This window comes from Photobacterium kishitanii, from assembly GCF_000613045.3.
GTDB lineage: Bacteria > Pseudomonadota > Gammaproteobacteria > Enterobacterales > Vibrionaceae > Photobacterium > Photobacterium kishitanii.
In genome coordinates, this window is sequence record NZ_LN794352.1 from 76,968 (window position 1) to 91,575 (window position 14,608).

At 44.3% G+C, this 14,608-nt stretch carries 6 protein-coding genes, 4 tRNA genes and 3 rRNA genes; 9 read left to right on the forward strand and 4 right to left on the reverse strand.

Features of this window, described 5'->3' with window-relative positions:
* From hemG to PPBDW_RS00595, 8 genes are all read left to right on the forward strand, one after another.
* A complete protein-coding gene (gene hemG, locus PPBDW_RS00560) occupies positions 1-525 on the forward strand; it encodes a menaquinone-dependent protoporphyrinogen IX dehydrogenase (RefSeq protein WP_036789144.1) in 525 nt (174 codons plus the stop codon).
* 512 nt (positions 526-1,037) lie between these two features.
* Positions 1,038-2,583: ribosomal RNA gene (locus PPBDW_RS00565) — 16S ribosomal RNA — on the forward strand.
* Positions 2,584-2,656: 73 nt separating this feature from the next.
* Positions 2,657-2,733, forward strand: a tRNA-Ile gene (locus PPBDW_RS00570).
* 44 nt (positions 2,734-2,777) lie between these two features.
* Positions 2,778-2,853 (forward strand) — tRNA-Ala (locus PPBDW_RS00575).
* Between the two features lie 322 nt (positions 2,854-3,175).
* Positions 3,176-6,069: ribosomal RNA gene (locus tag PPBDW_RS00580) — 23S ribosomal RNA — on the forward strand.
* Positions 6,070-6,205: 136 nt separating this feature from the next.
* Positions 6,206-6,321, forward strand: a 5S ribosomal RNA gene (gene rrf, locus PPBDW_RS00585).
* The 16S, 23S and 5S rRNA genes sit together here with 4 tRNA genes alongside, the layout of an rRNA operon.
* Before the next feature lie 70 nt (positions 6,322-6,391).
* Positions 6,392-6,468: transfer RNA gene (locus PPBDW_RS00590), tRNA-Asp, on the forward strand.
* A 36-nt stretch (positions 6,469-6,504) separates the two neighbouring features.
* Positions 6,505-6,581 (forward strand) — tRNA-Trp (locus PPBDW_RS00595).
* A gap of 728 nt (positions 6,582-7,309) precedes the next feature.
* On the opposite strand, the gene PPBDW_RS00600 is transcribed toward PPBDW_RS00595, so the two are convergent.
* Together PPBDW_RS00600 and ilvY are read right to left on the reverse strand one after the other, a co-directional pair.
* Entirely contained in the window at positions 7,310-8,515 is a 1,206-nt protein-coding gene (locus PPBDW_RS00600) for an NAD(P)-binding domain-containing protein (RefSeq protein WP_036789145.1), read from the reverse strand.
* Positions 8,516-8,573: 58 nt separating this feature from the next.
* On the reverse strand, positions 8,574-9,443 hold the full coding sequence (gene ilvY / locus PPBDW_RS00605; RefSeq protein ID WP_036789653.1) for an HTH-type transcriptional activator IlvY: 870 nt from the start codon (positions 9,441-9,443) through the stop codon (positions 8,574-8,576).
* Between the two features lie 136 nt (positions 9,444-9,579).
* On the opposite strand from ilvY, the gene ilvC reads away from it, so the two are divergent.
* Positions 9,580-11,064: a ketol-acid reductoisomerase gene (ilvC, locus tag PPBDW_RS00610; protein WP_036789146.1), complete on the forward strand. Its 1,485-nt coding sequence runs from the start codon at positions 9,580-9,582 to the stop codon at positions 11,062-11,064.
* A gap of 79 nt (positions 11,065-11,143) precedes the next feature.
* Here ilvC and ubiK read toward each other — a convergent pair whose 3' ends face one another.
* Both ubiK and PPBDW_RS00620 read right to left on the reverse strand, forming a co-directional pair.
* On the reverse strand, positions 11,144-11,413 hold the full coding sequence (gene ubiK, locus PPBDW_RS00615) for a ubiquinone biosynthesis accessory factor UbiK (RefSeq protein WP_036789147.1): 270 nt from the start codon (positions 11,411-11,413) through the stop codon (positions 11,144-11,146).
* Between the two features lie 105 nt (positions 11,414-11,518).
* Positions 11,519-14,596, reverse strand: a complete 3,078-nt coding sequence (locus PPBDW_RS00620; RefSeq protein WP_036789148.1) for a multidrug efflux RND transporter permease subunit — start codon at positions 14,594-14,596, stop codon at positions 11,519-11,521.
* Between the last annotated feature and the right edge of the window lie 12 nt (positions 14,597-14,608).

Here is a 14,608-nt window from a genome sequence, read left to right on the forward strand (position 1 = left end):
ATGGAAAAGGTGTTATTACTGCATTCTAGCTGTGAAGGACAAACGATTAAAATCCTTAACCATATAGAGCAGGACTTAGGTGAGCAGTATCAATGTGAATATGCTGATATTCATCTAGAACCAAAAATTGATTTTAGTGGTTATGATCGCGTACTTATTGGCGCTTCTGTTCGTTATGGGCATTTAAATAAAAAGCTTTATCAATTTATAGATCGTAACCTTGAGAATCTTGAGCAAGCAAATGTGGCTTTCTTTTGTGTTAATTTAACGGCGCGTAAAGAAGGTAAAGATACCCCTGCTACTAGTGCTTATGTGAAGAAGTTTTTATTGAAGTCGCCGTGGAACCCTAAAATGATGGCTGTGTTTGCGGGTGCATTACGTTATCCACGGTATAACTTTTTTGATCGCACCATGATTAAGCTGATAATGAAGTTAACCGATGGTGAAACAGATACAACTAAAGAAGTTGAGTATACAGATTGGCAAAAAGTGTCTAATTTTAGCCAACAATTTAAGGCGCTATAATCGTATTATTGAACGCTTTGTTTGCTTTTTGATCTAACGAACTATTTTTATTGATAAATAGCATCAAACTAGTTGCGATGACGGCAGTTGTCTTTATACTGCTGCTCTATCGAAACAGTGAGCGACTTATAAATAAGACGTTATGCTTCAATCGATTGGATAATGAGCCAGATGAAATAAATTTAAAAAAGTGGTTGACACTTTATGTTATTTCGCTAGAATGGCCGTCCACTTCAACGAAACGATTAAGCTGTTAAATGCTTAGTGAATCGAAGAAGAATGTTCTTTAACAATTTGACCATGCAATCTGTGTGGGCACTCACTGAATAGTTAAGTCGAAAGATTTATCAATAAACTGAGTGACCAAAACAAAATGACGCAAGTTATTTTGGCACAGTTATTTAATTATCATTTTTTAAATGATAAAAAGCTTTAATTTACATTCTTTATTTATAAAGAAAAGGTATTTAAAGTCAGTATTTATTGAGCCGGTCGAAAGACCAACAAAACTTTAATTGAAGAGTTTGATCATGGCTCAGATTGAACGCTGGCGGCAGGCCTAACACATGCAAGTCGAGCGGTAACAGAAAAGAAGCTTGCTTCTTTTGCTGACGAGCGGCGGACGGGTGAGTAATGCCTGGGAATATACCCTGATGTTGGGGGATAACTATTGGAAACGATAGCTAATACCGCATAATCTCTTCGGAGCAAAGAGGGGGACCTTCGGGCCTCTCGCGTCAGGATTAGCCCAGGTGGGATTAGCTAGTTGGTGGGGTAATGGCTCACCAAGGCGACGATCCCTAGCTGGTCTGAGAGGATGATCAGCCACACTGGAACTGAGACACGGTCCAGACTCCTACGGGAGGCAGCAGTGGGGAATATTGCACAATGGGGGAAACCCTGATGCAGCCATGCCGCGTGTATGAAGAAGGCCTTCGGGTTGTAAAGTACTTTCAGTTGTGAGGAAGGCGTTGGAGTTAATAGCTTTAGCGTTTGACGTTAGCAACAGAAGAAGCACCGGCTAACTCCGTGCCAGCAGCCGCGGTAATACGGAGGGTGCGAGCGTTAATCGGAATTACTGGGCGTAAAGCGCATGCAGGCGGTCTGTTAAGCAAGATGTGAAAGCCCGGGGCTCAACCTCGGAACAGCATTTTGAACTGGCAGACTAGAGTCTTGTAGAGGGGGGTAGAATTTCAGGTGTAGCGGTGAAATGCGTAGAGATCTGAAGGAATACCGGTGGCGAAGGCGGCCCCCTGGACAAAGACTGACGCTCAGATGCGAAAGCGTGGGGAGCAAACAGGATTAGATACCCTGGTAGTCCACGCCGTAAACGATGTCTACTTGAAGGTTGTGGCCTTGAGCCGTGGCTTTCGGAGCTAACGCGTTAAGTAGACCGCCTGGGGAGTACGGTCGCAAGATTAAAACTCAAATGAATTGACGGGGGCCCGCACAAGCGGTGGAGCATGTGGTTTAATTCGATGCAACGCGAAGAACCTTACCTACTCTTGACATCCAGAGAATTCGCTAGAGATAGCTTAGTGCCTTCGGGAACTCTGAGACAGGTGCTGCATGGCTGTCGTCAGCTCGTGTTGTGAAATGTTGGGTTAAGTCCCGCAACGAGCGCAACCCTTATCCTTGTTTGCCAGCACGTAATGGTGGGAACTCCAGGGAGACTGCCGGTGATAAACCGGAGGAAGGTGGGGACGACGTCAAGTCATCATGGCCCTTACGAGTAGGGCTACACACGTGCTACAATGGCGTATACAGAGGGCTGCAAGCTAGCGATAGTGAGCGAATCCCACAAAGTACGTCGTAGTCCGGATTGGAGTCTGCAACTCGACTCCATGAAGTCGGAATCGCTAGTAATCGTGAATCAGAATGTCACGGTGAATACGTTCCCGGGCCTTGTACACACCGCCCGTCACACCATGGGAGTGGGCTGCACCAGAAGTAGATAGCTTAACCTTCGGGAGGGCGTTTACCACGGTGTGGTTCATGACTGGGGTGAAGTCGTAACAAGGTAGCCCTAGGGGAACCTGGGGCTGGATCACCTCCTTACCTAAAGACTTATGCTGTTTTATGCAGTGTCCACACAGATTGCTTGGTCGAAATGTAGAACGTAAAAAGACTTGGGTCTGTAGCTCAGGTGGTTAGAGCGCACCCCTGATAAGGGTGAGGTCGGTGGTTCGAGTCCACTCAGACCCACCACTTTTTCTCCCAGAAAAAGTGGCGGTAAAGTCTTTTACATCGTTGGGGTTATAGCTCAGCTGGGAGAGCGCCTGCCTTGCACGCAGGAGGTCTGCGGTTCGATCCCGCATAGCTCCACCACTCTTTAAACGCACTTCTCTTGAAAGACAGAGAGTTCAGTGTTTTTAAAAAGTGGTTATCTAACGATGATTACATGTTCTTTAACAATCTGGAAAGCTGACTAGTAAATTCAATCGAAAGATTGATTTTAAAAATGTTTTTATCTTCGGATAAAAACGAGTTCTCAAAACATACACATTCAAGTGTCTGTGTTTGGTTTCACTTTTTAAAGTGAAGACAAATAAATGAGTCCGGCGAAAAACCAATGTTTAATATTTTCTTGATCGGATTATTAAACGCAAACCTTGGTTGTTTGAACATACAAGACCTCTTGGGGTTGTATGGTTAAGTGACTAAGCGTACACGGTGGATGCCTTGGCAGTCAGAGGCGATGAAGGACGTATTAACTTGCGATAAGCCCAGATTAGGCAGTAAAAGCCACTTGAGTCTGGGATTTCCGAATGGGGAAACCCACTAGCATAAGCTAGTATCATTAACTGAATACATAGGTTAATGAAGCGAACCGGGGGAACTGAAACATCTAAGTACCCCGAGGAAGAGAAATCAACCGAGATTCCGGTAGTAGCGGCGAGCGAAACCGGATTAGCCCTTAAGCTAGTTCTGCGTTAGGTGAAGGTTCTGGAAAGGACCGCGATACAGGGTGATAGCCCCGTAACCAACAACGCTTTATTAGTGAAATCGAGTAGGACGGGACACGTGATATCCTGTTTGAACATGGGGGGACCATCCTCCAAGGCTAAATACTCCTGACTGACCGATAGTGAACCAGTACCGTGAGGGAAAGGCGAAAAGAACCCCTGTGAGGGGAGTGAAATAGAACCTGAAACCGTGTACGTACAAGCAGTAGGAGCCCACTTGTTGGGTGACTGCGTACCTTTTGTATAATGGGTCAGCGACTTAATTTTAGTAGCAAGGTTAACCGTTTAGGGGAGCCGTAGGGAAACCGAGTCTTAACTGGGCGTCATAGTTGCTAGGATTAGACCCGAAACCGAGTGATCTAGCCATGGGCAGGTTGAAGGTGAGGTAACACTTACTGGAGGACCGAACCGACTAATGTTGAAAAATTAGCGGATGACTTGTGGCTAGGGGTGAAAGGCCAATCAAACTCGGAGATAGCTGGTTCTCCCCGAAAGCTATTTAGGTAGCGCCTCGGACGAATACTACTGGGGGTAGAGCACTGTTAAGGCTAGGGGGTCATCCCGACTTACCAACCCTTTGCAAACTCCGAATACCAGTAAGTACTATCCGGGAGACACACGGCGGGTGCTAACGTCCGTCGTGAAGAGGGAAACAACCCAGACCGCCAGCTAAGGTCCCAAAGTTATAGCTAAGTGGGAAACGATGTGGGAAGGCTCAGACAGCCAGGATGTTGGCTTAGAAGCAGCCATCATTTAAAGAAAGCGTAATAGCTCACTGGTCGAGTCGGCCTGCGCGGAAGATTTAACGGGGCTAAGCTATACACCGAAGCTGCGGCAATGTGAATTTATTCACATTGGGTAGGGGAGCGTTCTGTAAGCCGTTGAAGGTGCATTGTAAAGTGTGCTGGAGGTATCAGAAGTGCGAATGCTGACATGAGTAACGATAAAGGGAGTGAAAAACTCCCTCGCCGGAAGATCAAGGGTTCCTGTCCAACGTTAATCGGGGCAGGGTAAGTCGACCCCTAAGGCGAGGCCGAAAGGCGTAGTCGATGGGAAACGGGTTAATATTCCCGTACTTCTTATAATTGCGATGGAGGGACGGAGAAGGCTAGGTGAGCCTGGCGACGGTTGTCCAGGTCCAAGTATGTAGGCTGATGGTTTAGGCAAATCCGGACCATCTTAAGGCTGAGATACGATGTCGAGCTACTACGGTAGTGAAGTCATTGATGCCATGCTTCCGGGAAAAGCTTCTAAGCTTCAGATTATAAGAAATCGTACCCCAAACCGACACAGGTGATCAGGTAGAGAATACCAAGGCGCTTGAGAGAACTCGGGTGAAGGAACTAGGCAAAATGGTACCGTAACTTCGGGAGAAGGTACGCTCCTAGCGGTGATGAGACTTGCTCTCTAAGCTGCCGGGAGTCGCAGATACCAGGTGGCTGCAACTGTTTATTAAAAACACAGCACTGTGCAAAATCGAAAGATGACGTATACGGTGTGACGCCTGCCCGGTGCCGGAAGGTTAATTGATGGGGTTAGACTTCGGTCGAAGCTCTTGATCGAAGCCCCGGTAAACGGCGGCCGTAACTATAACGGTCCTAAGGTAGCGAAATTCCTTGTCGGGTAAGTTCCGACCTGCACGAATGGCGTAATGATGGCCACGCTGTCTCCACCCGAGACTCAGTGAAATTGAAATCGCAGTGAAGATGCTGTGTACCCGCGGCTAGACGGAAAGACCCCGTGAACCTTTACTATAGCTTGGCACTGAACATTGACCCTACATGTGTAGGATAGGTGGGAGACGTTGAAGCAACCGCGCCAGTGGTTGTGGAGTCAATCTTGAAATACCACCCTTGTATGCTTGATGTTCTAACGTTGGCCCCTTATCGGGGTTACGGACAGTGCCTGGTGGGTAGTTTGACTGGGGCGGTCTCCTCCCAAAGAGTAACGGAGGAGCACGAAGGTGGGCTAATCACGGTCGGACATCGTGAGGTTAGTGCAATGGCATAAGCCCGCTTGACTGCGAGAATGACAATTCGAGCAGGTGCGAAAGCAGGTCATAGTGATCCGGTGGTTCTGAATGGAAGGGCCATCGCTCAACGGATAAAAGGTACTCCGGGGATAACAGGCTGATACCGCCCAAGAGTTCATATCGACGGCGGTGTTTGGCACCTCGATGTCGGCTCATCACATCCTGGGGCTGAAGTCGGTCCCAAGGGTATGGCTGTTCGCCATTTAAAGTGGTACGCGAGCTGGGTTTAGAACGTCGTGAGACAGTTCGGTCCCTATCTGCCGTGGGCGTTGGATGATTGAGAGGGGCTGCTCCTAGTACGAGAGGACCGGAGTGGACGAACCGCTGGTGTTCGGGTTGTATCGCCAGATGCATTGCCCGGTAGCTAAGTTCGGAATCGATAACCGCTGAAAGCATCTAAGCGGGAAGCGAGCCTCAAGATGAGTCATCCCTAGACCTTTAAGGTCTCTAAAGGGTTGTTGAAGACTACAACGTTGATAGGTCAGGTGTGTAAGTGCTGCGAGGCATTGAGCTAACTGATACTAATTGCCCGTGAGGCTTAACCATACAACACCCAAGGGGTTTTTCTTCTCAAAGAGAAGAGACGGACTCTGCAAACGCTTGAATGCGTGTTGAGAACAACTAGTTAGATTTTCCAAGATTGCTATTTATTGCCATAAGGCGGTAAATAAAACAGAATTTGCTTGGCGACCATAGCGTTATGGACCCACCTGATCCCTTGCCGAACTCAGTAGTGAAACGTAATAGCGCCGATGGTAGTGTGGGGTCTCCCCATGTGAGAGTAGGACATCGCCAGGCTTTAATTTCGTTTTTATCTTTTTATAAAAGGTAGAGACAACAAGTTGCATTTATGCTGAATAGACACTGCGGAGTGGTAGTTCAGTTGGTTAGAATACCGGCCTGTCACGCCGGGGGTCGCGGGTTCGAGTCCCGTCCACTCCGCCATTACTAAAGACATAGTTAAGTCTTTAAAATAACTACAGGGGTGTAGCTCCAACTGGCAGAGCAGCGGATTCCAAATCCGCGTGTTGGGAGTTCGAATCTCTCCACCCCTGCCATCTTCAAGAAAGCCTCGACAGTAATGTCGGGGCTTTTTTACATCTGTATCATTGTGATAGATAGAGTGTAGCTCCAACTGGCAGAGCAGCAGCTTCCACCATACCGAAAATCAGCGCCTGTTGGGCGTTTGAAACTCGTAACCCCTGCCATATTCAAGAAAGCCTCGACAGCAATATGAGGCTTTTTTACATTTGTATCATTGTGATAGATAGGGTGTAGCTTCAACTGGCAGCGCAGCGGATTCAGCGATACCGAAAATCAGCGCCTGTTGGAAGTTTGAATCTCGTCATCTTAGCCATCTTCAAGAAAGCATCGACAGCAATGTGAGGATTTTTACATCGGTATCATTGTGATAGATAGGGTATAGCTTCAACTGGCAGCGCAGTGGATTCAGCGATACCAAAAATAAGCGCGTGTTGGAAGCTCGAATATCGTAACCCTTGCCATCTTCAAGAAAGCCTCGACAGCAATGTCGGGGCTTTTTTACGTCGGTATCATTGTGATAGATAAGGTATCGCTTCAACTGGCACGATACCGAAAATCAGCGCGTGTTAGGCGTTCGAATCTCGTCATCTCAGCCATATCCAAGAAAGCCTCGACAGTAATGTGAGGCTTTTTTTAGGTCTATATGGCAGTGATGATTGGTTATCGCTTTAACAAGAGCAGCTGAAGTGATGGTTTTAATACAATAAAGCCTAAGCATAAGTGTTGAGGCTTTATTGTTTAATTACTGATAATTATAGAAATGAGTTAGCCATTGCTGGGCGATCATTATTTCATCATTATCAGATAAAGCCTGAATACCATCAGTGAACTGCTGAGGCTGATTAAGTAGTTGTAACCCTGCCAACATATGCGCAGCTTCAAATAAATAGAGTGTAGGATCACCCATACCTGTTTTAAAGGGAGTATTGGCTGACTCACCGCCAGCAAGCAGATAAACACAGACGCCATTACGGGTTTGGTATTCTTTGACTAATTGATTACTGCTAATTTCGGTTAATACACCCTGAGTGACTAACTCTGGTAGCCGAAGTTCATCATCGGCAGAGGTTACGGTGGTAATGAAAAGTGGCTGGGTTAGATGGTCAAATATTTCGGCTGTTAATGCGCCATTGCCAGTACAGCAAAAAACCATATTGCATTGTTGTATTAAGTATTCAAGAGAGCAAACATGAACACCGTCTCGTGGAAACTGGGTTAAGCGGCGAGGATCTTGGTCAAAGACATGAATATTACAAATATCCTTGTTTTGTAAGTGCTTAATAATTCCACGGCCGAGGTTACCTGCACCAACAACTCCCATTCTTAAAAATCCAGCGTTATTAATTTTAAGGCCAAACTCTTCCCGTAAAATTTGATCAGAATAATGAACAATACATTCAGAGGCTTCAGTATCTGCTGGTGTTTTGATACTTAAATGAGAAACGGTAACTAAGGGCTTGTTGATATTCTTATTGCAATATTTGTATAAGCCATTAGCTGTTAATTCAGTGATACCAACTAATTGTTGCTGAAAGGCATGACATAAATGTTCACTCGCACTGGCAAAATAGCCGCCATGATCAAGTATTAAAAAAGGGCTATCGTGGCTGATATATTGCCGAATAAGTGCTTCACAATGTAGAGGATCACGTAAAGACTCCTTATTGTAACTAGGGTTTACTATCTGGCAGTTAGCGATTTGGTTGATGGTTTTTAATAGCTCAGGATTGGCGTCTGCAGTCGCATTTTTAGGAATGAAAACCAGCGGATGCGCTAATTGTGCTAATACATTTATATACGGTAATGAGCCTTCATAGCAGTGCATCACCGAAAATATCACGAGGTTCGGTGGTACAGGGTAATCTTGGGCGACTTGTTTCAAGAATTGATAACCGTGTTCCGCATAAAAATCAGAACAATATGAATGCGTTAAAATTGCGTGTGTCATGAAAATTTCCTTTTTCAATGCAATAAATTAGCGGAAGCAAGGCATTGATATAACAATATTAAAATAATTGAAGTAACGCTTTTAAGACATTTTCTTGATGGCGTGATTGTTTACAACAAAGACCTAGGCTTAATGGTGCAATCAGCTCTTCAGGAAAACGCTGCACTTTATCACTCATTGGGCTGTTATTGATAACAACATCGGGTGCAATACCGATTCCACAACCTAAGGCAACCATACTGACGATAGCTTCATGACCAGAAATTTGAGCGTAAATTGGTGGTGATATTTTTTTTTCTTTAAACCAAGTATTTGCTCGTGATCTTGCTGGGCCTGATTCTGCAAGAATGAAAGGTAGTGTTTGCCAATTGGGACCTTGATTTAATAGTTGTTGAATTGCTGGCGGCGCAATTGTCGGTGCAATCACTGACATTGGAATATGATCTAATTCTATATAAGTTAATTTAGTGGAAAGTTGCTCTGGTTTGGCGGTAATAGCAACATCAACTTCATCATTCAGCACTTTATCAATCGCTAATGCAGAATCACCGGTTAATAATTGAATTTCTATTTGTGGATAGCGATGACGAAAAGCAGTTAATATTGCGGGTAAGTGACTATAACTTGCAGTTACTGAACAAAATATTTTTAGTTTGCCTTGGAGTAATGAACTACCACTGTTTAATTCGGTTTTCAGTGACAGCCAATTAGAAATAATCGTAGTCGCTACTGGGATCAGTTTTTTTCCTGCCATGGTGAGTTCAACACTGCGGTTGTCACGGCGGAATAAGCTTTGTCCTAATTCTTGTTCAAGACGTTGAATAACACGACTCAGCGCTGATGGGCTGATATGCATCGACTGCGCTGTATGATGAAAACTTAGCGAATCACTTAGGTGAAGAAAAAGTTGCAGATTTTTAATGTTCATTGTCTGATGTTGCATAATTTGCAATTGATTGTTGTGAATATAGCACTTTGCGCAACAAGTTACCTGATCTACTATCATTCTATTCGATAAATAAATATCGAACCAAGGATAAATATATTTCACGGAGTTTGTTGTTATGGCTAATTATTTCAATACCTTAAATTTGCGCCAGCAGTTAGATCAACTGGGCCGTTGTCGTTTTATGGATCGTGCAGAATTTGCTACCGAAGCTGATTACCTTAAAGGTAAAAAGGTGGTTATTGTCGGATGTGGCGCGCAAGGCTTAAACCAAGGTCTTAACATGCGAGATTCTGGATTGAATGTTGCTTATGCTCTTCGCCAGGCGGCAATTGATGAGCAGCGTCCATCATTTAAAAATGCACGTGATAATGGTTTTGAAGTTGGTAGCTATGAACAATTGATTCCACAAGCGGATTTGGTTGTAAACCTTACTCCTGATAAACAACATACCAATGTTGTTGAAACCATAATGCCATTAATGAAGCAAGGTGCGGCATTAGGTTATTCCCACGGTTTTAATATCGTTGAAGAAGGCATGCAAATTCGTAAAGACTTAACCGTGGTTATGGTTGCACCTAAGTGTCCGGGTACGGAAGTTCGTGAAGAATATAAGCGTGGTTTTGGTGTACCAACCTTGATTGCGGTTCATCCTGAAAATGATCCTCAAGCTGACGGCCTTGAAATTGCTAAAGCATGGGCTGCTGCAACGGGGGGGCATCGTGCGGGTGTGCTTGAGTCATCCTTTGTAGCTGAAGTTAAGTCTGATCTTATGGGTGAGCAAACTATTTTATGTGGCATGCTGCAAGCCGGTTCAATTGTGTGCTACGAAAAAATGCTAGCAGATGGTATTGAGCCAGCGTATGCGGGTAAGTTGCTACAATTTGGTTGGGAAACGATTACTGAAGCGCTTAAATTTGGTGGCGTTACTCATATGATGGATCGCCTTTCAAATCCAGCTAAAGTAAAAGCCTTCGATTTATCTGAAGAACTTAAAGATCTTATGCGTCCGTTATATAACAAGCATATGGATGACATTATTTCAGGTCACTTCTCAACGACTATGATGGCTGACTGGGCCAACGATGATGCAGAATTATTGGGTTGGCGTGGTGAAACCGCTGAGACTCAATTTGAAAACTATCCCGACTCAGATATTCAAATTTCAGAGCAAGAATACTTTGATAACGGTATTTTGATGGTAGCAATGGTGCGCGCTGGGGTTGAATTGGCATTTGAAGCGATGACGGCGTCAGGCATTATTGATGAGTCTGCTTATTATGAGTCGCTACATGAGTTGCCATTAATTGCTAATACGGTTGCTCGTAAGCGTCTGTATGAGATGAATGTGGTTATTTCAGATACTGCTGAGTACGGTAACTATTTATTTGCTAATGTGGCGACACCGCTATTGCGTGATCACTTTATGGCAACGGTAACAACCGATGTTATTGGTAAGGGCTTAACGACAACAACTAACTTTGTTGATAACCAAAAGCTGATTGAAGTTAATGAAGCATTACGTAATCATCCTGTTGAAGTGATTGGTAAGCAGTTACGTGGTTATATGAAAGACATGAAACATATTGCCGTTGGCGGTTAAGCTTTAGCTTAAATATTCATTAAAAATAAAGCCCAGTTTGATGAGAACTGGGCTTTTTCGTGGCAGTAATAATCGTTAATTAAGCTTTAGTACTGTTGTCTTCGTCATTTAGTTTAGCTTCAAATGCTGACATTTTTTGTTCAAGTTCAGTCAATTTCTGACGAGTGCGTAATAGCACTTGAGTTTGGACGTCAAACTCTTCACGAGTGACTACATCAAGTTTACCCAATTGGGATTGGATCACCTGGCGTACTTTCTGTTCAACGTCATTACCTAGATCTTTAACTGGTTTAGGCATTGCGTCTTGAATTTGTTTAGCTACTTGCTCAAGTTTCTTTGAATCGAACATGATTCGCTTACTCCGTTGCGAAAATCGTTATTAGTCATTGTAATCGGCGCTGTAGTGAAAAGAAAAGGGCGCTGATGATTCAGCGCCCTTTTTCGTGTTGGTTAATTAGAAATGGTTGTCTAAACCATCATCTTCTTCAACAAACACGGGTAGCGGTTTATGCTCACTAGCCAAGAATGTATAAATAACTGGTAATACAAACAAGGTAAATAGTGTACCGATAGATAAACCAGCCACAATAACAATACCAATACTGAAACGCGATGCTGCACCAGCACCTGATGCATACAATAGCGGTATTAGACCGGCAATCATGGCACAGGTTGTCATTAGGATTGGACGGAGACGAATCTTCGCCGCTTCCATTACGGCATCCATGCGGTTTTTACCGTGGTAGAGCTGTTCTTCTTTGGCGACTTCACAAATCAATATTCCGTGTTTGGTTATCAATCCTATGAGGGTTATCAAACCTATCTGCGAGTAGATATTGAGTGTTGTCGCACCCCACGCGAGGGCAATCAGTGCACCACAAATTGCTAATGGTACTGAAACTAGGATTACTAATGGATCACGTAGTGATTCAAATTGAATCGCAAGCACCAAGAAAATAATCGCTAATGCTAGACCAAATGTAGCGTATAGCGCATTACCTTCAGTGACGTACTGACGACTTTCACCTAAGTAGTTGTGGCTATAGCCTTTTGGTAAGACTTTCGCTGATTCAGTATTTAACCAGTTAACCGCTTCACCAATTGAGGTACCAGGGGCTAATACTGCACCGATGGTTGCCGCATTTTGTTGGTTAAAGCTTGGTAGTGTTGGTGGTGCTGGAGTGACTTTGATGGTCACTAAGCTACCTAGTGGAATTAAATCACCGCTGTTTGTTTTGACGTAGTAATTGTTCAAATCTTTTGGATTGAAACGATCTTTACGCTCAACTTGCGGAATAACCTTGTAAGAACGACCTAAAATATCGACGCGGTTAATATCACCACCGGCAAGCATGGTACTTAAAGTATTACCTATTGCTTGCATGGTGACACCATAAGCACCGGCTTTATCTTTATCGATATCAATGTTCATGGTGGCAGAGTCATACTTCAAGTCTAAATCTGAGTAGACGAACATTGGGTTATCTTTTACCTTCGCCAACATTTCAGCAGCGACTTGGTAGAGGCTCTTAAAGTTGTTGGGGGTAGTGATAACAAACTGTACTGGTAAACCAGAGCCTGCACCTGGAAGGCTTGGCATTTGGAAAGCAGTAACAGCCATTTGTGGAATATTTTTGATTTTTTGAGTTACTTCATTCGCCACTTCAGTTTGGCTTTGATCGCGTTGGCTCCACGGTTTTAATGTTGCCAGACCAAAAGCTTGGTTAGCTGCAGGGATCCCTGAGAAAATTTGTGCGTATTGAACACTCTTCTGCTCAGTCAGTACTTTGTTAACTTGGTTCATCGTATCTTCGATGAAATCAAGGTTAGCATTTGCTGGCGCGGTACCCATAAATACCACGACGCCATTATCTTCAGCAGGCGCTAGTTCGCTAGGAATAAACTTAAATAAGAACGGCAAGCTTGCACAAGCACAAAGAGCAAATACGATCACGACTGCACGCATATGCATGATACCGCTTAGCATTTTCTCATAACGTAATGTTAGACGATCAAGAAAACCGTGTACCATCAATTCAAATTTATTCGGCGCTTCATTTTGTTTTAAGAAGGTTGCACACATTACCGGTGATAATGTTAAGGCAATGATTCCTGAAATAAATACCGCACCTGCGAGGGTTAACGCAAACTCTTTAAATAATGAACCGGTTAAGCCACCCATTAATGCAATCGGCGCATATACAGCACCTAAAGCAATGGTCATTGAAATAACAGGAACCGCAATTTCACGGGTACCAATAATGGCGGCCCTAAATGGCGTTTGCCCCAGTTTTATATGCCGTTCAACGTTTTCCAGTACTACGATTGCATCATCGACCACGAGGCCGATCGCTAATACCAGAGCCAGCAATGTCATCAGGTTCCATGAGAACCCAAATAATTGCATCACTAGTGCCACACCAATCAGTGATAGTGGAATAGTAATGATTGGAATAATGACTGAACGTAGTGAACCGATAAATAGTGCAATAACCACCAGTACGATTAATGCTGCTTCAAGAATGGTTTTAATAACTTCATGAATCGAGTCATTAATTGCAATCGTTGAGTCATACATCACCGTCATTTTGATGGTGCTTGGCATGTTACGTTCGATAGAAGGTAGTAGGTTGATAACATCTTTAGCAATGTTGATTGGGTTAGCACTTGGTGCTGCTTCAATCGCGCCGACTACTGCTTCTTGGCCATTCGCTGTTGCGCGGTAGCTATCACTGCTACGCGACAGCGTTACTTTCGCAATGTCACCTAAGCGGATCACTTGCCCGTTATTACTTGATACAACCAGTTTCTCTAGAGATTCTGGGCTATTCGCTTGAGTGTTAGCACTACCGTTGTACAACACAAAATCGTTGTTTGCTTGGCCAACAGCCGATTGGTAGTTGTTTGCTTGTAGTACTTGAGTTACATCACTGGCAGATAAGTTAAACGCTGCCATTTTTTGTGGATCAAGCCAAACACGTAATGCAAACGGCACGCCGCCATACATGTCTACTTTTGCCACCCCACCAACCGTAAATAGTTGCGGTTTGACTACGCGTTCGATGTAGTCAGTGATTTGGCTTGAGCTTAATGTTTTACTGGTGAAGCCAAGGTATAGCACCCCAGTACCGCCACCAGTAGAAAGCGAGATAGTTGGATCTTGGGTTTCTTTAGGTAATTGAGCCCGCACCGAGTTTACTTTGGCAAGAATATCCGCCAAGGCTGCATTAGGGTTGGTGTTCAATTTCATTTGTACGGTAATGGTCGACATGCCCATAGTACTTTGGGCGGTGATGTAGTCGATATTATCGGCTTGAGCAATAGCTTGTTCCAGTGGCTGGGTGATAAATCCTTGAATAAGGTCAGCACTGGCACCGTAGTAAGCCGTACTTACGGTTACCACGGTGTTTGTCATGTCCGGATATTGCCGAACCTGCATTTTGAAAACCGCCTGTAGGCCAAGCAATGCGATCAGTAAACTGATCGAAATTGCTAATACCGGGCGTCTGATGAATATATCAGTAAAGCGCATCCTGAGCGTTCT

Excerpts from the sequence above, each read along its gene's own strand:
- hemG (WP_036789144.1), top strand. The coding sequence starts at position 1 with ATGGAAAAGGTGTTATTACTGCATTCTAGCTGTGAAGGACAAACGATT.
- PPBDW_RS00600 (WP_036789145.1), bottom strand. The coding sequence starts at position 8,515 with ATGACACACGCAATTTTAACGCATTCATATTGTTCTGATTTTTATGCG.
- ilvY (WP_036789653.1), bottom strand. The coding sequence starts at position 9,443 with ATGAACATTAAAAATCTGCAACTTTTTCTTCACCTAAGTGATTCGCTA.
- ilvC (WP_036789146.1), top strand. The coding sequence starts at position 9,580 with ATGGCTAATTATTTCAATACCTTAAATTTGCGCCAGCAGTTAGATCAA.
- ubiK (WP_036789147.1), bottom strand. The coding sequence starts at position 11,413 with ATGTTCGATTCAAAGAAACTTGAGCAAGTAGCTAAACAAATTCAAGAC.
- PPBDW_RS00620 (WP_036789148.1), bottom strand. The coding sequence starts at position 14,596 with ATGCGCTTTACTGATATATTCATCAGACGCCCGGTATTAGCAATTTCG.